This is a genomic window from Pseudomonas sp. A34-9, from assembly GCF_029543085.1.
Classification (GTDB): Bacteria; Pseudomonadota; Gammaproteobacteria; order Pseudomonadales; family Pseudomonadaceae; genus Aquipseudomonas.
Genome location: NZ_CP119967.1, coordinates 2,679,217 through 2,697,315, shown reverse-complemented (window position 1 = coordinate 2,697,315; position 18,099 = coordinate 2,679,217). Strand labels below are relative to the sequence as shown.

Genomic DNA, 18,099 nt, shown 5'->3' with positions numbered 1-18,099 from the left:
CCTCACTGACCGGCGTAACATAGCGCCATTCACAATCGCGTCAGGGAGACGACATGCTGTACCGAATCGCAGCCGACGGGCTGGTGCTGTTTCATTTGCTGTTCATTCTCTTCGTGCTGTTCGGCGGGCTGCTGGTGCTCAAGTGGCCCCGGCTGATGTGGTTGCACTTGCCGGCCGCCGCATGGGGCTTCGCCGTCGAGATGTTGCACCTGACCTGCCCGCTGACCTACTGGGAAAACCTCATGCGCCACGCCGCCGGGCAATCGGAATACGCCGGCGGTTTCATCGAGCACTACATCTGGCCGATCATCTACCCCGCCGGGCTCACGCCGCAGATTCAACTGGCGCTGGGCAGTGTGGTGCTGTCGGTCAACCTGCTGGTGTATGGGCGCTTGATCCGTTCGTGGAAACTTCGCCGGGCCAGGCGCATTCCGTTTTAGCGCGACGCCGGTTTCAAGCCTTCCAGCCAGGCCGGATCCAGGCGCGTTTGCTCGGTATCAAGCCCCAGCGCCTGCATCCGCTCCTTATGCGCCTCAACTTCCCGCCACAGTTGCCCGTGATCGCTGGAGTTACCGTCCAGTTCGTGCATTTGCGTCAAACCCAAATGGTAGAAACGCAGAACCTTCATCGCCAGCGGATCGTTCTGCTCCACCGCAGCGGTCACCTGATGCATCACATTGGTGATGCTCATCAGGTTGCGCTTGAGTCGCCAGCTGTACACGGCTGGCGCCATCCAGCTCTGATTCCAGAAGCGCCCGCGCAGTAACGCTGCAGTCAGCAGAAACGCCACAAACACCCCGCCGACATTGAAGCGCAGGTTATCGCCACCGGGCTCGCCGAACAGCGCCACCGCCACGCTGGAAAACAACATCGCCAGCACCAGGAACAGCACAGCGATGATGATCGTGCTGCGCCGGGTCTGCTGGCGAAAGGTGGCGGCGTCCATCGGCTGAATCTCGAACATCACAAATGACTTCCTTGAGCGACAAAAGGGGTAACTGAAAAAACCGGCCGGCGCATTATCGCCTCTGCTGCGGATTTAGCTATGCTGGGGCTCCTTTTCATCTTTTCAGCGTCCAACGGGGACATGGCGGTATAGCGCAGATCGTGCCATCTTCATTCATGGATACACACTATTCGGATGCCATTCGCCTGGTTTTGGGATGACATCGTTTTAAGGATCATTGCATGACCCAACGACACGTAATCAATGCCTCGGTCAGCCCGAAAGGCAGCCTGGAAACCCTTTCTCAACGTGAAGTTCAGCAACTGAGCGAAGCCGGATCCGGCAGTACCTACACCCTCTTCCGCCAGTGCGCCCTGGCCATCCTCAATACCGGCGCCCATGTCGATAACGCCAAGACCATCCTCGAAGCCTACAAAGACTTCGAAATCCGCATTCACCAACAGGATCGCGGCGTACGCCTGGAGCTGCTGAACGCTCCGGCCGATGCCTTCGTCGACGGCGAAATGATCGCCAGCACCCGCGAAATGCTGTTCAGCGCCCTGCGCGACATCGTCTACACCGAAAATGAACTCGACAGCCAACGCATCGACCTGAGCACCTCGCAAGGCATCAGCGACTACGTTTTCCACCTGCTGCGCAACGCGCGCACCCTGCGCCCGGGCGTCGAGCCGAAAATCGTCGTGTGCTGGGGCGGCCACTCGATCAACACCGAAGAATACAAATACACCAAGAAAGTCGGCCACGAACTTGGCCTGCGCAGCCTCGACATCTGCACCGGTTGCGGCCCCGGCGTGATGAAAGGCCCGATGAAGGGCGCGACCATCGCCCACGCCAAACAGCGTATTCACGGTGGTCGTTATCTTGGTTTGACCGAGCCGGGCATCATCGCCGCCGAAGCGCCGAACCCGATCGTCAACGAACTGGTGATTCTGCCGGACATCGAAAAACGTCTGGAAGCGTTCGTGCGGGTTGGCCACGGCATCATCATCTTCCCGGGCGGCGCCGGTACTGCCGAAGAGTTCCTCTATCTGCTCGGCATCCTGATGCATCCGGACAACGCCGGCCTGCCGTTCCCGGTAATCCTGACCGGGCCGAAACATGCCGCACCGTATCTGGAACAGCTCGACGCGTTCGTCATCGCCACCCTCGGCGAAGCGGCCAAACAGCATTACGAAATCATCATCGACGACCCGGCTGAAGTCGCACGGCAGATGACCCAGGGCTTGAAAGCGGTGAAGCAGTTCCGCCGCGAGCGCAACGATGCGTTTCATTTCAACTGGCTGCTGAAGATCGACGAAGGCTTCCAGCGCCCGTTCGATCCGACCCACGAGAACATGGCCAATCTGAAACTGCACCGCGACCAGCCACCCCACGAACTGGCGGCCAACCTGCGCCGGGCGTTTTCCGGGATCGTCGCCGGCAACGTCAAGGACAAGGGCATTCGCCTGATCGAAGAACACGGGCCGTACCAGATCCGTGGTGATGCGGCGATCATGCAACCGCTCGATGCGCTGCTCAAAGCCTTCGTCGCCCAACACCGGATGAAGCTACCGGGTGGCGCGGCGTATGTGCCGTGTTATCGAGTGGTGGCTTAACTCTTTCGCTTACCACGCTACAAATGCAGGAGCGAGCTGCTCGCGATAGCGGTAGATCAGTCACCTTTTATATCGACTGAACCAACGCTATCGCGAGCAGGCTCACTCCTACAGGTTCTGTGGTGTGGCACAAAGGGTGTTTACAACCAGAGTCCCCCTGTGGGAGCAAGCTTGCTCGCGAAGAGGCCCGAAAGAGCACCTCAATTTTCCGACGTTCCCACCAACCGCGCAGCCAGCGCCTTGGCCTGCAACGCCACATCCGTCACCGCCGTACTCTCCCACCACATCCCGCGCAACGGTGGCCCCATAGCAAACAATGGATTCGCAACCTGCCCGTGTTTGTCTAGAACTGCGCCATCACCCGCAGCCGCAATCCCCAACGCCAACGGTCCCGGTCGCACCAGTCCCCGTGCCAACAACTGTTGCGGTAATGGTCGCGCCACTCGGCGCCAGTCGTACTCGATGCCACTGGAGTTGATCAGCGCGGCGCCATGCACCACGCAAGTCGCAGACTCGCCACGCCGCCGAATACGAATGCTGACACCACCTTCGGGACTCGGCTCAAGCCCTTTGAACGACGCGGCCTGAATGCGCAATCGCCCTTGCGCCTGCAACCGTTCAACCAGTGCCGCACTCAACGGCGGCGAACGATGATGATGGCTCTCCCACCACGGCCGCACATGCCGTACGAATTGTCGACGCTGCAGGTCAGTTGCCTGACTCCACAATCGGCCGATGTGCACCCGGACCGTATCCAGTGGCGCCTGCCAATCGATGCCTTGGGCGATGGCTGTCTGGCATTGCCGGCGCAATTCGCGCAATAACTGGCGCGGCGAGCGCAGGCTGTGATCGTTGCCAAGAAAGTCCACCCAGGACGGCGGTTGGCGGCGCACATGGGGCAACAGGCCATGCCGCGAAAACACTTCAATCGGCCCGCGATGCCCGGCTTGCTCCAGCGATACCACGGCATCGACCATGGTCAGGCCGGAGCCGATGATCATCACGGTGGATTGCGGATCGAGCTGGCGCATGGCCGCGACATCCCAGGGATCGAGGGCGGCAGCGTTGAGGCCACTGGAAGCTTTCTGCGGAGTTCGTGCAGCGGGGAACATACCGGTCGCCAGCACCGCGCAGGCTCCTTGCAATAACTGCCCATCGCTCAGCGTGAGCTGCACCGAATCGGTATCGACTTGCAGATCGACGACCTCCGCGCGGATGTGCTCCGCACTCGAGCCATTCTGCATTCCGACAATGCGCGCTTCAGCCAGACGCTGCTGTACATAAACACCAAACAATCCGCGCGGTGGAAACAGCTCGCTGACCGGTACATTCTGCTCGGCCGATTCAGGCCAGCCACCACCGGCAATGTGCTCGGTGAGCCATTGCGTCAGATCATCAGGATTATCCGGATCGACGCTCATTCGCGCCGCGTTGCCGTTGAGCGTGTGCCCCAACTCGACCGCGCTGTACGCCTCGCCCCTTCCCAACTCAGCACGCGGCTCAATGATCAGAATCTTGCGTCGGCCAGGCAGACGCAACAATTGCACCGCCAGCATCGTGCCGCTGAGACCTGCGCCGATAATCAGGATGTCTGCAAATCGCAAAGATATAGATAATTCCGTGTGGACCTGCTGGCTCATGGCTTTTTACTAAGGGGATTTATTCTGGGTAACAATATGCTAAATCGCCCCTTTTATCAGCTGGTCTTGTTTAAGATTTGGGAGGGTCTAGACAAACAATTCGACGAAACCCAGGATATCGAAAAAAGTTGCAAACAGAGCCCGCCTGATAATCAGAACGGGCTGCCCTATCTGAGCTCAACTACTTACGGCGGGTATTTACGGCAAGAACAATACTGTAAAAGGCAACCTCCGCTGGGAAATCATTTCCGCCTCCACCTGGAAAGACGGAGTAGTGAAACGGGATTTTGATGTTGCCTGAATATTTCAACAAAATACTTTTTGGGATTTTTAATTCACCCCCAATCTCTGGCAGGACAGGTCTTACAACCCCCAAATACTCTTTATTTTCTCCGATGTATACGTCTGCATCGTCATTTGGACCTGCCCACGGCTCTTGCACAGGAGGAATAATCACTGTAGCGATTTCACCTAGAGTACTGAGGTTAATTACGCCATCTACTGCCTCTTTAATAATGAGTTGCTTAAGCATTTTATAAATCCTCTTCAGATACCTAATGGAATTCATTGCAATTGCATTAGAGTTGAAGGGTATTTCACCGTCTACTGTCAGAAATTACAGGTTCAAGCCACTAACCGACGAATGGTAGTCAACAGTCAAATCACCACATTACGCACAAACCGCGCCGCCACTTGCCCATCATTGCGATACGCATGCGGCTGGTTACTGGCAAACATGAAGAATTCCCCCGTACCGATGTTCTGCGGCTGATCGCCAAGCATCAGGGTCAAGCAACCTTCGAACACATAGATCTGCTCGCTCCAGCCGTCGGCATCCGGTTGCGACGGGTAGACCTCGCCCGGTTGCAGGCACCATTCCCATTGCTCGACTTCGCGGGTAGCGGTGGCTTTCGACAGCAACACGGCTTTGCTGCCGGGAATCGTCCCGGCCCAGGCCACTTCGTTGATCCGACTCGGATCGCGGGCATCGGGCGCCTGGATCAGATCACTGAAGGCGACGTCGAGCGCCTCCGCAACGCGGTCGAGGGTTGTCAGGCTGACATTCTTTTCGCCAGCCTCGATCGCCACCAGCATGCGCCGGCTGACACCGGATTTTTCCGCCAGCGCGGTCTGGCTCAGGTCGGCGGCATGCCGCAGGCGCCTGACGTTCTGGCTGACGTGTTGTAAAACGGAAGCCCGTTGTGTTGAATCTTTGTGCACTATATTGCTCACTCGGTGAGGTTGGGCAGTATACTGCGCAACGTTGGGCGCATTGTGCGGCCTCCTTTTTATAGTGCGCAAGGTCATGACGTCGCTTAACAACGCCTCCGCTTCTCTCCGTTTCTCTCGTTTCAGCAAAGCCGAGTGCGTGCTGGTACTGATCACCATGGTCTGGGGCGGTACCTTCCTGCTGGTTCAGCACGCGATGACCGTCAGCGGCCCGATGTTTTTCGTCGGCCTGCGTTTTGCGGCGGCGGCTTTTATCGTTGCGCTGTTCTCGTGGCGTCATCTGCGCGAACTGACCTTGTTCGAACTCAAGGCCGGCGCCTTCATCGGCGTGGCGATCATGCTTGGTTACGGTTTGCAGACGGTCGGTTTGCAAACGATCCCAAGCAGCCAGTCGGCGTTCATTACCGCGTTGTACGTGCCATTCGTGCCGTTGTTGCAATGGCTGGTACTGGGGCGGCGGCCCGGACTGATGCCAAGCATCGGCATCATGCTGGCGTTCACCGGGTTGATGTTGTTGTCGGGGCCGTCCGGGGCTGCGCTGAATTTCAGTCCCGGTGAAATTGTCACGTTGATCAGCGCCATCGCCATCGCCGCCGAGATCATTTTGATCAGCACCTATGCCGGACAAGTGGATGTGCGCCGGGTGACCGTGGTGCAACTGGCGGTGACGTCGGTGCTGTCCTTTTTGATGGTCGTCCCGACCGGAGAAATGATTCCGGATTTCTCCTGGACCCTGCTGGTGACCGCTTTGGGTCTGGGCGCGGCAAGTGCAGCGATTCAGGTGGCGATGAACTGGGCGCAAAAGAGCGTTTCGCCAACTCGGGCAACATTGATCTACGCCGGTGAGCCGGTGTGGGCCGGGATTGTCGGACGGATTGCCGGGGAGCGTTTGCCGGCGATTGCGCTGGTGGGCGCAGGGTTGATTGTGGCGGCGGTGATTGTCAGTGAGTTGAAGACCAAGGGTAAGACTTCGCCATACCAAGCGAATGTGGGTCAGGGCACTGAAGGTTAAATCAGCGCCGGATTGCGATTAACATCATGCTTATAGTTATTTGACAAGACCGGCGTTGAGTCGAGTGCTCAACGCCGGCTGCCTACTATTACCGCGGCGATACAAAGCGTAGCCGCCATCCTGGTTGTACCGCCGTCACTTCTTTTGAACAATGCCATATAAACATATGCATCCCTTGCACTGTCTATTACCGACCCTTTTTTATCCAAATGTGTTCCAGTAATAATAGGGCGGAGTGGAGACGATGCCTGCGTCGTCGTCGATTACCCAGTCTATGCGTCCGGGGTCGATTGTCCCACCTGACTTTACAATCGCACGATTGGCACCGGTAGGAACCATTACCGACCCGTAACCGGCTATAGGTCTTTTGAGATATAAGCGTCGCTCGTAGGGCAGCGACTGACACGAAATTGTGAACATTAAATTTTTTCTGTCAGGATAATTAAAGGGGATCTTAGTGCCACTTGGATAGCTGATTCCCAATTCGCTTACGATTGACAATAATCTCGGCGGAGCAAGCTCCACGACCCGTATGCTCCAAAATTCGGCAGAACCGCGAGTATAGCTTGCACTGAACCTATGCTCACCTAGCGAGAGTTCTGTGATCGGGGCCTCCCATCGCCCATCGGTTGCAACAGTTGACCCTCTAAACTGCGCGCCATCGTAGATTTCGACGTTCGCGCCCACTTGCGCAGTTCCTGATAACACTACCGAGCGGGCAACGGTTTCGTAGCCATGAAAAATGTCCCGCCCAGCCAAGTCCTTCACCGACGTAATTCTGACTGGATCCAAGGCGCCAACCACTTGCGCGCTGGCAGGGATCGAGGACGCAATAACCTCACCGCCTCGAACCTGTTGATACACCACCTTCACGGTACTGTCGGCAATGATCTTGTTGTTATCAATACTCCACACGAATTGATTCGGCACTGTGGTTATCTGCGTTGTCAGTTCGTGAGTAGCCACGACGTTGTCATTCAACTCGGCGGTGAAAGCCAGCTTGATGAAGTCCCCCACTTTCCAGATCGTGTCGACGAGGTGAATCAATGCTGACAACGGATTACCGTGCAACTTGACGAGGTCGACCTTGCTGGGATCGTCATTGTTATCACTGAGGATTTCTCGAAGGATCGCCGACGAAAGATCAATACGGCGAAGATGAACATCGATCTGCTTGGTTGATGATCGGTTGAAATTGCCCAACTGGTCAAAAACCACGAAATCCAGTGGCACATGCGGGCTGTCACCGACCCTCTGAAATGTGTCCGTGAACAGCTTTTTGGTGACCGGTACCGACGCGTCGGTGATATCCCATTCAACCGTCTCATCACCTATCTGGAAGCGGATGCGGCTATGGTCCCGCAGGTTGGAACAGGTGAATCCGAACTCCACACCTTGCGCTGCGCGTGCAGCACTGACCCCGTCCCCGAGCACATCGGGCGGTATCACCAGATCCATCCCCTGCGGCGCCGGGTCACCGGGCGCGCGCAGGTAATACAGCACGTTCAAATCTCGAGAGTATGCACTGTTCCCACCCGGACGCGTCACCTTGTAACGGATCCCGTTGAGGCCGTTAAGCAATCTGCCATGGGAAATGTAAAGGCGGATACGCGACTGTTCCTCACCCGGATCGACGGTCTTGCCTGTAACGGGAGTGGGATCGTTATTAACGTACAGGTCAACGCGATCATCGACTGCCATATCCCAGGAAAGCGACTGCAACTGCAGCTCGGCCCATGGATCAATGAGGCATTCCAGCCCTTTTGGCTCTCCGTCATAGAGAGATTTCGGAATGCCCCCGTGAGCGAGATCGGCAGGTTTCACCGGGGAGATCCACCCCTGAATGATCACTGGATAAAGTACAAACAACTGATTCAGCGCTGATGACTGGATGTCCATGATTTTCTCCCGCAAGTGTGATCCAACCGAGTCCTCTCGATTGCGAAAACCATCACACTCCTCACCCGCAAGACTGACAACTGTCACATCTGACAGGTAGATCCTGATTTCCGACAGATGGTCGCTGCTATCTGCAAGAAGAATCCAAATGCAGCCGATGCTAATTCCTCCTGCGTAGGAGGTATTTACACAAATCGGATGGAGCCTGCTCACAATAGCGCCATCCCAGGCAACATCCCTTCACCTGAAACAATGCCAAACAGAAAATTCCAGACTACTTTGTAGGATTCTGAGACATCCTGGCGTTTGGTGATCGGGGAGCTGGCACGTATGATGCTTCACAAACTTCCGCAGATTAGAAGCCTATGTCCCTGATAGTTCTACTGCTTCTGCCATTCATTGGCAGCTGTCTGGCAGCGGTGCTGCCACACAACGCGCGTAATACCGAGTCCCTGTTGGCAGGTCTGGTCGCTTTGATCGGCACCGTCCAGGTCGCGATGTTGTACCCGCAAATTGCCCACGGCGGCGTGATCCGCGAAGAGTTCATGTGGCTGCCCAGCCTCGGGCTGAACTTTGTCCTGCGCATGGACGGCTTCGCCTGGCTGTTCTCGATGCTGGTACTCGGCATCGGCACGCTCGTTTCTCTCTATGCGCGTTATTACATGTCGCCGGACGACCCGGTGCCGCGTTTCTTCGCGTTTTTCCTGGCATTCATGGGCGCCATGCTCGGCCTGGTGATCTCCGGCAACCTGATCCAGATCGTGTTCTTCTGGGAGCTGACCAGTCTCTTTTCATTCTTGCTGATCGGCTATTGGCATCACCGTGCCGACGCCCGTCGCGGCGCTTACATGGCGTTGATGGTCACCGGGGCTGGCGGGTTATGCCTGCTGGCGGGGGTCATGATCCTCGGCCATGTCGTCGGCAGCTATGACCTCGACAAGGTCCTGGCCGCCGGCGACATGATTCGTGCACATGCCCTCTACCCTATCCTGTTACCCCTCATTCTTATTGGCGCACTCAGCAAAAGTGCGCAGTTTCCTTTCCATTTCTGGCTGCCCCACGCGATGGCGGCGCCGACCCCGGTTTCGGCTTATCTGCACTCGGCCACCATGGTCAAGGCCGGGGTGTTCCTGCTCGCCCGTCTGTGGCCGTCGCTGTCCGGCAGTGAGGAATGGTTCTACATCGTCAGCGGCGCTGGCGCCTGTACGCTGTTGCTCGGCGCGTATTGCGCGATGTTCCAGAACGACCTCAAAGGTCTGCTGGCCTACTCGACCATCAGCCACCTGGGCCTGATCACGTTGCTGCTGGGGCTGAACAGTCCTCTGGCGGCTGTGGCGGCGGTGTTCCACATCCTCAACCACGCCACGTTCAAGGCCTCGCTGTTCATGGCGGCGGGCATCATCGACCACGAAAGCGGCACCCGCGATATCCGCAAGCTCAGCGGTCTGATCAAACTGATTCCCTTCACCGCGACGCTGGCCATGGTTGCCAGCGCCTCGATGGCAGGTGTGCCGCTGCTGAACGGCTTCCTGTCGAAAGAAATGTTCTTCGCCGAAACCGTGTTCATCAACGCCACGGCGTGGGTCGAAGCGGCGCTGCCGATTGTTGCGACGATTGCCGGTACGTTCAGCGTTGCCTACTCGCTGCGATTTACCGTCGATGTGTTCTTTGGTCCACCGGCCACTGACCTTCCGCACACTCCGCACGAGCCGCCACGCTGGATGCGCGCGCCGGTGGAGTTGCTGGTATTCACCTGTTTGTTGGTGGGGATTTTCCCGGCGCAGATCGTCGGCCCGTTGCTCGCCGCAGCGGCGTTGCCAGTCGTCGGTGGCGTACTGCCGGAATACAGTCTGGCGATCTGGCACGGTCTGAACGCGCCAATGATCATGAGCCTGATCGCCATGTCTGGCGGCATCGTGCTCTACCTGTTGCTGCGCAATCAGTTCAGACAGGGACGCTTCAAATACCCGCCGCTGGTAGGCCGCTTCAACGGCAAGCGCCTGTTCGAGCGCAGTCTGGTAGAGATGATGCGCATGGCTCGCCGTGTGGAACGCCGACTCGGCACCCGACGCCTGCAAATGCAGCTGTTTCTGATGGTACTGGCGGCGGTGCTTGCCGGCCTGATTCCGATGCTGCACAGCAGCCTGAGCTGGGGCGACCGGCCGAAGATTCCCGGCTCGATCGTTTTCGTGACCCTGTGGCTGCTGGCTATCGCCTGCGCCCTCGGTGCCGCGTGGCAGGCCAAGTATCACCGTCTCGCCGCCCTGACCATGGTCAGCGTCTGCGGCCTGATGACGTGCGTCACCTTCGTGTGGTTCTCCGCGCCGGATCTGGCCCTGACGCAACTGGCGGTCGAAGTCGTGACCACCGTGCTGATCCTGCTCGGCCTGCGCTGGCTGCCACGCCGTATCGAAGAAGTCTCGCCACTGCCAAGCAGCCTGCGCAAGGCACGCATTCGTCGTCTGCGCGACTTGCTCCTGTCGATTGCCGTCGGTGGCGGCATGGCGCTGCTGTCCTACGCCATGCTCACGCGGCAGACGCCGAACGACATCTCCTCGTTCTACCTCAGCCGCGCCATGCCCGAGGGCGGCGGCAGCAACGTGGTCAACGTGATGCTGGTGGATTTCCGTGGCTTCGACACCCTTGGCGAAATCACCGTGCTGGTCGCCGTGGCGCTGACCGTATTCGCCCTGCTGCGGCGTTTCCGCCCACCGAAAGAAAGCCTGCAACTGCCTGCCCAGCAGCGCTTGCTGGCGCCGGACGTGGTCACCGACCTGGTCAACCCGCGTTCGGCCAGCGACACCGCACTCGGTTTCATGATGGTGCCGGCAGTGCTGGTGCGCCTGCTGCTGCCGATTGCGCTGGTGGTGTCGTTCTACCTGTTCATGCGCGGGCACAACCAACCAGGTGGCGGCTTCGTCGCCGGGCTGGTGATGTCGGTGGCGTTCATCCTGCAATACATGGTCGCCGGTACACAGTGGGTCGAGGCGCAAATGAGCCTGCGGCCGCTGCGCTGGATGGGCACCGGGTTGCTGTTCGCCACCGCTACAGGCCTGGGCGCGATGCTGGTCGGTTATCCGTTCCTGACCACGCACACCTGGCATTTCACCTTGCCGCTGCTCGGTGACATCCATGTCGCCAGCGCACTGTTCTTCGATATCGGCGTGTACGGCGTGGTGGTCGGTTCGACGCTGTTGATTCTCACCGCCCTCGCCCACCAATCGGTGCGGGGTCACAAGACCGCATCGCTGCCCAAGTCCGTCGCCAGCAAAGGAGCCGTCTGATGGAAGAAGTCATCGCAATCGCCATCGGCGTACTCGCCGCCTCCGGCGTCTGGCTGATCCTGCGGCCACGGACCTTTCAGGTGGTCATGGGCCTGTGTCTGCTGTCGTATGGCGTCAACCTGTTCATTTTCAGCATGGGCAGTCTGTTCATCGGCAAGGAGCCGGTGATCAAGGACGGCGTCACCCAGGACTTGCTGCACTACACCGACCCGCTGCCACAGGCCCTGGTCCTCACCGCGATCGTCATCAGCTTCGCCATGACTGCGCTGTTCCTCGTCGTTCTGCTCGCCTCGCGCGGCCTGACCGGCACCGACCACGTCGACGGCCGGGAGCCTAAAGAATGATGGCGATGACTCACCTGATCGCCGCACCGATTCTGCTGCCGCTGCTGACTGCCGCCATCATGCTGATGCTCGGTGAACGGCACCGACCGCTGAAGGCGAAAATCAACCTGTTCTCCAGCCTTATCGGCCTGTTCATTTCGGTGCTGTTGCTGCAATGGACGCAGACCACCGGCGTGCCCGGTTCCATCGGTGTGTACCTGCCGGGCAACTGGCAGGCGCCATTCGGCATTGTGCTGGTGGTCGATCGGCTGTCGGCGCTGATGCTGGTGCTGACCGGGGTCATCGGCGTCAGCGCCCTGCTCTTCGCCATGGCACGTTGGGACGGCGCCGGTTCGAGCTTTCACGCGTTGTTCCAGATTCAATTGATGGGCCTGTACGGCGCGTTCCTGACGGCGGATCTGTTCAACCTTTTCGTGTTCTTCGAAGTGCTGCTGGCCGCGTCTTATGGCCTGCTGTTGCATGGATCGGGTCGCGCGCGGGTGTCGTCGGGGCTGCATTACATCTCGATCAACCTGCTGGCCTCGTCGCTGTTTTTGATCGGCGCGGCACTGATTTACGGGGTTACCGGCACCTTGAACATGGCCGATCTGGCGATGAAGATTCCGCTGGTACCTGAAGCCGACCGTGGCTTGCTGCACGCCGGTGCAGGGATTCTCGCCGTCGCGTTCCTGGCCAAGGCCGGTATGTGGCCGCTGAATTTCTGGCTCGTACCCGCCTATTCATCGGCCAGTGCACCGGTGGCGGCGATGTTCGCGATCATGACCAAGGTTGGCGTCTACACCCTGCTGCGTCTGTGGACCCTGTTGTTTTCCGGGCAGGCCGGAGCGTCGGCATTCTTCGGCGGCGACTGGCTGATCTACGGCGGCATGGCGACGATGGCCTGCGCCGCGCTGGCGATTCTCGCCGCGCAACGCCTGGAGCGCATGGCCAGCCTGAGCATTCTGGTGTCGGCCGGTATCCTGTTGTCCGCAGTAGGCTTCGCCCAACCGAACCTGATCGGCGCAGCGCTGTTCTATCTGGTCAGCTCAACGCTGGCATTGAGCGCGCTGTTCCTGCTGGCCGAGCTGATCGAACGTTCGCGCTCGGCCAACGAGATCCCGCTGGAGGACGAAAGCGAACTGCTGCCGCGTCCGCAGGAATCCCTGCAGCCACCCAAAGGCATCAACCTCGATGACGAGCAGAAAGCCGTGGTCGGTCAGGTCATCCCATGGACCATGGCGTTTCTCGGCCTGAGCTTCATCGCCTGCGCCCTGCTGATCATCGGCATGCCGCCGCTGTCCGGTTTTATCGGCAAGCTCAGCCTGATCGGGGCATTGCTCAATCCGCTGGGCCTGGGCACGGGCGCGCCGATATCCAACGCGGCCTGGGCGTTGCTGGCGCTACTGATCCTCACCGGCCTCGCGTCGTTGATGGCGTTCTCGCGCCTCGGCATCCAGCGTTTCTGGACACCGCAGGAGCGTCCCTCGCCGCTGCTGCGCAAACTCGAATGCGCGCCGATCTTCCTGCTACTGGGGCTGAGCATCGTCCTGACCTTCAAGGCTGAACCCCTGCTGCGTTACACCCAGGCCACCGCCGACGCGCTGAACAACCCGCAGCAGTACGTGATGGCGGTGCTCGGCACTCGCGCCGTGCCGAGCCCGGAAGCCAAGGCCGCGATGCTGGAGGTGCAGCCATGAAGCGTGTGTTTCCTGCACCGTTGTTGTCGCTGGCGCTGTGCGCCTTGTGGCTGACCCTGAACCTGTCGATCAGCCCGGGCAATCTGCTGCTCGGCGCGATACTGGGTTTTGCTGCACCGTTGATGATGCGCAAACTGCGTCCGAAACAAGTGCGCATTCGCCGTCCGGGAACGATTCTGCGTCTGTTCCTGCTCGTGGGCCGTGACGTGGTGACGTCCAACCTGATCGTCGCCTGGGGCGTGCTCAACGCCGGCCGTCGCCCTCCGCACTCGGGTTTTGTCAAAGTCCCGCTGGACTTGCGCGATGCCCACGGTCTGGCGACCCTGGCGATGATCTGCACGGTGGTGCCCGGCACAGTGTGGTCGGAACTGTCGCTGGATCGCAGCATTCTGTTGCTGCACGTCTGGGATCTGGATGATGAAGCGCAATTCATCGAGCACTTCAAGACCACCTACGAGCGGCCGTTGATGGAGATTTTCGAATGAGCCCATTACTGTCGAATGCCATCCTGCTGACGCTGTTCCTGTTCTCGCTGGCCATGGTGCTGACGCTGGTGCGCCTGTTCAAAGGCCCGTCGGCACAGGATCGGGTCTTGGCGCTGGATTACCTGTACATCGTCGCGATGCTGATGATGCTGACCCTGGGCATTCGTTACTCCAGTGACACGTATTTCGAAGCGGCGCTGCTGATCGCGCTGTTCGGCTTCGTCGGCTCGTTTGCCCTGGCGAAATTCCTGCTGCGTGGCGAGGTGATCGAATGAATGCTGAATTGTCTCTGTGGGTCGAGATTCCGGTGGCGATCCTGCTGGTACTCAGCGGTCTGTTCGCGTTGATCGGTGCGATCGGCTTATTGCGCATGAAGGATTACTTCCAGCGCATGCACCCGCCGGCACTGGCTTCGACCCTGGGTGCATGGTGTGTGGCATTGGCGTCGATCATCTGCTTTTCGGCGCTGAAGTCCGGGCCGGTGGTGCATGCCTGGCTGATTCCGATTCTGCTCGCGATCACCGTGCCGGTGACCACCTTGCTACTGGCTCGGGCGGCGTTGTTCCGCAAGCGCATGGCCGGGGATGATGTGCCGGCAGAGGTCAGCAGCCGCCGAACCGAGAGTGGTAGCTGAAGTTTTGTATTGTCTGCAATGACGTTATCGCGAGCAGGCTCACTCCTACAGAGAAACGCATTCCAAATGTAGGAGTGAGCCTGCTCGCGATAGCAATCTCCAGATCACCTCAAATCTCAAACCCAGGCCACCGCCAACAACCCCGCTCCCAACGCCAGACACAACGGCGAATACACCCAGGTGTCCAGTCGCGCAAACCGCGAGTCCTTCACGTCCTTGAAAAACCCGACCAGATGCGAATCACCAATCGCCCGGGCAAACATCAACAGCGCAATTGCGCTGATCACCCATTGCAACGCCTTATGGGTCACCGCCGGCATTCCCCAGCCAACCCGCATACACACCAACACAGCGATCACCAGCAACGCGGCTGCCACCACCAACGTGAGCCAGCCCGACGGTTTGAATGCCGGGCGCACCGTTGCGACAAATCCGCGCACCGGCACCTGCGGCACCACGACGGCCGCCGCCCACTGCCCACCCAGCGCCCAATACACATGCATCAGGCTGATCAGGGCAAATACCGTCACCAGCCATTGAGCCAACACAAAGGTCATGGTTGAAATCCTTGGAAAGGGATTTGAACAAATCATCCTAGTCGCATTTTTTTCAAGTGCACGACCGATCAGCGGTACGGTAAAGTGCCGCTCCATGAAATTCTCCCGTTCCGATCGCTCACTGCTGGCCTGGATGCTCTATTGCTGCGTCCTGTTCAACGTGTTCGCCTGCAGCATCGGTCACGGACAAATGGTCGGCATGCAGCTCAACGGTATCGGCGGCCAGTTCTGTACGGTCGACCCGGCCACCCAGGCACCGCTCGCCAGCAATCCCACCGAAGAACAATTGCCAACCCTGTCCAAGGCCTTCGGTTGCCCGCTGTGCTCGGTCGGCGGCGGCATGGGCCCGGCGTTCAACTCGAGCCTGACCCTGGCGATCCTGCCGGAACAACACAGCCCGCCAGTGGCGCCCATCGTCAGCGCCGACCTCCCTGCCCGCTTCACATGGCCTTCGGCCAATCCTCGCGCCCCACCGCTCGCCTGAGTGTCTCAGCCTTTTTGATTTGTCAGCCCACTGCGCCAACGCGCGGCGTTCGCCTGTGCGCTGACTCCTAGACAAGCATTCAGGATTCAATGATGAAACAACTCACTTTGCTGGCGAGCCTGTGCGGCTGCCTGTCCGTCAACGTCTGGGCGCAATCCACCGTGGATCTGGCGCCGATCACCATCGATGGCGAATCCGGCGCGGAACCGGGCCTGAGCCTCGACCAATCCAGCGGCATGGCCTCGCGCCTCGGATTAAGCGTGCGCGACACACCCGCCTCGGTGGCCATCGCCAATCGCAACGACATCGAGCGCCACGGCGCGCAAAACTTCCAGGACGCCGCCAACACCCTGCCCGGGGTCAACGCCAGCGCACCGCCGGGGTTTGGCGGATTCGTTTCCTATCGCGGCTTTACCAGCAGCCAGATCACTCAGATGTTCAACGGCATCAACGTGTCCGGCGGCCTCGCGCGGCCAGTCGATTCGTGGATTTACGACCGTGTGGAACTGGTCGGTGGCCCGTCGTCGCTGATCAATGGCGCGGGCTCCGTCGGCGGCTCGCTGAACTACGTGACCAAACTGGCCTCCCGCGATGAACAGGCAGTTGAAGGTCGAATCAGCTACGGCACCTACGACACGACCGAAACCGCGTTCGGCCTCAACCATGCCCTGACCGACCCAAGCGCCGACGTCCAGCATTACGCGCGACTCGACGTCAGCCACAACACCAGCAACGGCTACATCGACCGCCAGGAGCGCGATGCCTGGAGCGCGGCGTTCTCGCTGCTCAGCGATCTCACTCCGAACCTGTCGCACACGTTGGCGCTGGAATATCAGGACGAACACGAAGACAGTCCTTACTGGGGCACGCCCGTACTCAATCCCAAGGCCGGCGAATTGAAGATCGACAAACACAATCGCTTCAACAACTACAACGTCGAGGACGGTCGGTACGAGCAGCGGACAATATGGGTGCGCTCGATCATCGACTACCGGATCAACGACAGCACTACCCTGCGCAACACGCTGTATCACCTCGACAGCCAGCGCGATTACCGCAACCTCGAAACCTACCAGTACAACGCTGACAACACGGCCGTGAACCGTTCCACCGCGTATCAGGTACGCCACCAGGGCGAGCAGAACGGCAACCAGTTCGAGCTGCGCCATGACAACACGCTTTTCGGTCTCGACACGACGTGGTCGGGGGGCTTCGAATACAAGGTCAACCAGACCACCAATTCGCCCCTGAACGTCAAAGGTGCCAGCACAGTGGACCCGAACAACTACCGCCCGGGGCGCTTCTACGATATCCCGGGCACCAACCCCAAGCTGATCAGCGACAAGACCAACGAGGTCACCACCAAGGCGCTGTTCGCGGAAAACCGGCTGGCGTTGACCGACAAGCTCTCGCTGCTTACCGGTCTGCGTTATGACGACATTGACCTCGACGTGACCAACCATCGCACTGTAACTGCCGCTAACCCCAAGCACCTCAAGCGTCGTTGGGAGCCGGTCACCGGCCGCGCCGGCCTGACGTACCAATTCATTCCATCGGCCAACGTCTACGTGCAATACAGCACCGCCGCCGAGCAGCCGAACGGTACGCAGGACTTCGACGTTTCGACCGGTAAACAGTGGGAGATTGGCAGCAAATTTGATTATCTGAACGGGCGTGGTTCTGCGACGATTGCCGCCTACACCATTGAGCGAAAGGACTTTGCCGTGACCGATCCGCTGGACCCGACCACCAGCATTGCGGTCGGTCAGCAGACCTCGAAAGGAGTAGAGATCGCCAGCTCGTTACGGATCACCGACAAGTTATTGGCCGAAGGTAACTTCGCCTGGGTCGATGCGCAGTACGATGATTTCACCGAAAAGAATGCCGCCGGGGTGGTGGTATCGCGCAAGGGCAACACGCCGACCAACGTGCCGGATCGGGTCGGCAATCTGTGGCTGACCTATGATTTTTCGCCGCAATGGCGAGGTGGGGTTGATGCGCGGTATGTCGCGTCGGTGTATGCCGACACGGCGAACACCATGACCGTGCCGTCGTACACCTTGTTTGGCAGCTTCCTCAGCTACAAGGTGGATTCGCACACCACCGTGACCGGGCGCGTGCGCAACCTGACCAATGAGGTGTGTGCCGAATTCGCGCATGTTTCGCCGGCGTATTACCTCGGAACACCGCGGACCTTTGAATTTGCGGTGATGACGAAATTTTAAGACCTTCGCGAGCAAGCTCGCTCCCACATTGTGTGGACGACACATATCCGTTGTGGGAGCGAGCTTG

Annotated in this window: 17 protein-coding genes; 11 read left to right on the top strand and 6 right to left on the bottom strand. The window is 59.2% G+C overall.

Annotation, left to right across the window (positions count from 1 at the left end; genetic code table 11):
• The first annotated feature begins 53 nt into the window (after positions 1-53).
• Complete coding sequence (locus P3G59_RS12140) at positions 54-440, top strand: DUF2784 domain-containing protein (RefSeq protein ID WP_277761728.1); 387 nt, start codon at positions 54-56, stop codon at positions 438-440.
• Here the strand turns inward: P3G59_RS12140 and P3G59_RS12135 are convergent.
• Complete coding sequence (locus P3G59_RS12135) at positions 437-964, bottom strand: DUF3087 domain-containing protein (protein ID WP_277761727.1); 528 nt, start codon at positions 962-964, stop codon at positions 437-439. The two genes, P3G59_RS12140 and P3G59_RS12135, sit on opposite strands and share 4 nt — an antisense overlap.
• Positions 965-1,188: 224 nt before the next feature.
• On the opposite strand from P3G59_RS12135, the gene ppnN reads away from it, so the two are divergent.
• Positions 1,189-2,562 carry a nucleotide 5'-monophosphate nucleosidase PpnN gene (ppnN, locus tag P3G59_RS12130; RefSeq protein WP_242206313.1) on the top strand — a complete coding sequence of 458 codons (1,374 nt, stop codon included), beginning with the start codon at positions 1,189-1,191 and terminating at the stop codon, positions 2,560-2,562.
• A 200-nt stretch (positions 2,563-2,762) separates the two neighbouring features.
• Here the strand turns inward: ppnN and P3G59_RS12125 are convergent, their stop codons facing one another.
• The 3 genes from P3G59_RS12125 to P3G59_RS12115 form a co-directional block, all read right to left on the bottom strand.
• Positions 2,763-4,202 carry an FAD/NAD(P)-binding protein gene (locus P3G59_RS12125; protein ID WP_277761726.1) on the bottom strand — a complete coding sequence of 480 codons (1,440 nt, stop codon included), beginning with the start codon at positions 4,200-4,202 and terminating at the stop codon, positions 2,763-2,765.
• Between the two features lie 181 nt (positions 4,203-4,383).
• Positions 4,384-4,734, bottom strand: a complete 351-nt coding sequence (locus P3G59_RS12120) for a hypothetical protein (protein ID WP_277761725.1) — start codon at positions 4,732-4,734, stop codon at positions 4,384-4,386.
• Positions 4,735-4,859: 125 nt separating this feature from the next.
• Positions 4,860-5,423 (bottom strand): XRE family transcriptional regulator, encoded by a 564-nt coding sequence (locus P3G59_RS12115; protein WP_277761724.1) that lies wholly within the window; start codon positions 5,421-5,423, stop codon positions 4,860-4,862.
• Positions 5,424-5,508: 85 nt separating this feature from the next.
• Here P3G59_RS12115 and P3G59_RS12110 point away from each other — a divergent pair, with 85 nt between their 5' ends.
• Positions 5,509-6,444, top strand: a complete 936-nt coding sequence (locus P3G59_RS12110; protein ID WP_277761723.1) for a DMT family transporter — start codon at positions 5,509-5,511, stop codon at positions 6,442-6,444.
• 201 nt (positions 6,445-6,645) lie between these two features.
• Here P3G59_RS12110 and P3G59_RS12105 read toward each other — a convergent pair whose 3' ends face one another.
• On the bottom strand, positions 6,646-8,343 hold the full coding sequence (locus tag P3G59_RS12105; protein WP_277761722.1) for a hypothetical protein: 1,698 nt from the start codon (positions 8,341-8,343) through the stop codon (positions 6,646-6,648).
• A gap of 365 nt (positions 8,344-8,708) precedes the next feature.
• Between P3G59_RS12105 and P3G59_RS12100 the strand changes: the two genes are divergently transcribed.
• The 6 genes from P3G59_RS12100 to P3G59_RS12075 are packed head-to-tail and all read left to right on the top strand — an operon-like array spanning position 8,709 to position 14,766.
• Positions 8,709-11,627 (top strand): monovalent cation/H+ antiporter subunit A, encoded by a 2,919-nt coding sequence (locus P3G59_RS12100; protein WP_277761721.1) that lies wholly within the window; start codon positions 8,709-8,711, stop codon positions 11,625-11,627.
• Positions 11,627-11,971, top strand: coding sequence for a Na+/H+ antiporter subunit C (locus tag P3G59_RS12095; protein ID WP_007910763.1), 345 nt, complete (start codon positions 11,627-11,629; stop codon positions 11,969-11,971). Before P3G59_RS12100 ends, P3G59_RS12095 begins: the two co-directional genes overlap by 1 nt.
• Positions 11,968-13,647, top strand: coding sequence for a monovalent cation/H+ antiporter subunit D (locus P3G59_RS12090; protein ID WP_277761720.1), 1,680 nt, complete (start codon positions 11,968-11,970; stop codon positions 13,645-13,647). The genes P3G59_RS12095 and P3G59_RS12090 overlap by 4 nt, the downstream gene beginning before the upstream one ends.
• Positions 13,644-14,132 carry a Na+/H+ antiporter subunit E gene (locus P3G59_RS12085; protein ID WP_277761719.1) on the top strand — a complete coding sequence of 163 codons (489 nt, stop codon included), beginning with the start codon at positions 13,644-13,646 and terminating at the stop codon, positions 14,130-14,132. The genes P3G59_RS12090 and P3G59_RS12085 overlap by 4 nt, the downstream gene beginning before the upstream one ends.
• Positions 14,129-14,407 (top strand): K+/H+ antiporter subunit F, encoded by a 279-nt coding sequence (locus P3G59_RS12080; RefSeq protein ID WP_007910754.1) that lies wholly within the window; start codon positions 14,129-14,131, stop codon positions 14,405-14,407. Before P3G59_RS12085 ends, P3G59_RS12080 begins: the two co-directional genes overlap by 4 nt.
• The gene (locus P3G59_RS12075) at positions 14,404-14,766 is read left to right on the top strand and encodes a Na+/H+ antiporter subunit G (protein WP_122600082.1); all 363 of its coding nucleotides are present in this window, start codon (positions 14,404-14,406) and stop codon (positions 14,764-14,766) included. Before P3G59_RS12080 ends, P3G59_RS12075 begins: the two co-directional genes overlap by 4 nt.
• A gap of 116 nt (positions 14,767-14,882) precedes the next feature.
• Here the strand turns inward: P3G59_RS12075 and P3G59_RS12070 are convergent, their stop codons facing one another.
• Complete coding sequence (locus P3G59_RS12070) at positions 14,883-15,323, bottom strand: DUF3995 domain-containing protein (protein ID WP_277761718.1); 441 nt, start codon at positions 15,321-15,323, stop codon at positions 14,883-14,885.
• Positions 15,324-15,417: 94 nt separating this feature from the next.
• Here P3G59_RS12070 and P3G59_RS12065 point away from each other — a divergent pair, with 94 nt between their 5' ends.
• Positions 15,418-15,807, top strand: a complete 390-nt coding sequence (locus P3G59_RS12065; RefSeq protein ID WP_277761717.1) for a DUF2946 domain-containing protein — start codon at positions 15,418-15,420, stop codon at positions 15,805-15,807.
• Between the two features lie 92 nt (positions 15,808-15,899).
• Entirely contained in the window at positions 15,900-18,032 is a 2,133-nt protein-coding gene (locus tag P3G59_RS12060; protein WP_277761716.1) for a TonB-dependent receptor, read from the top strand.
• The last annotated feature ends 67 nt before the right edge of the window (positions 18,033-18,099 follow it).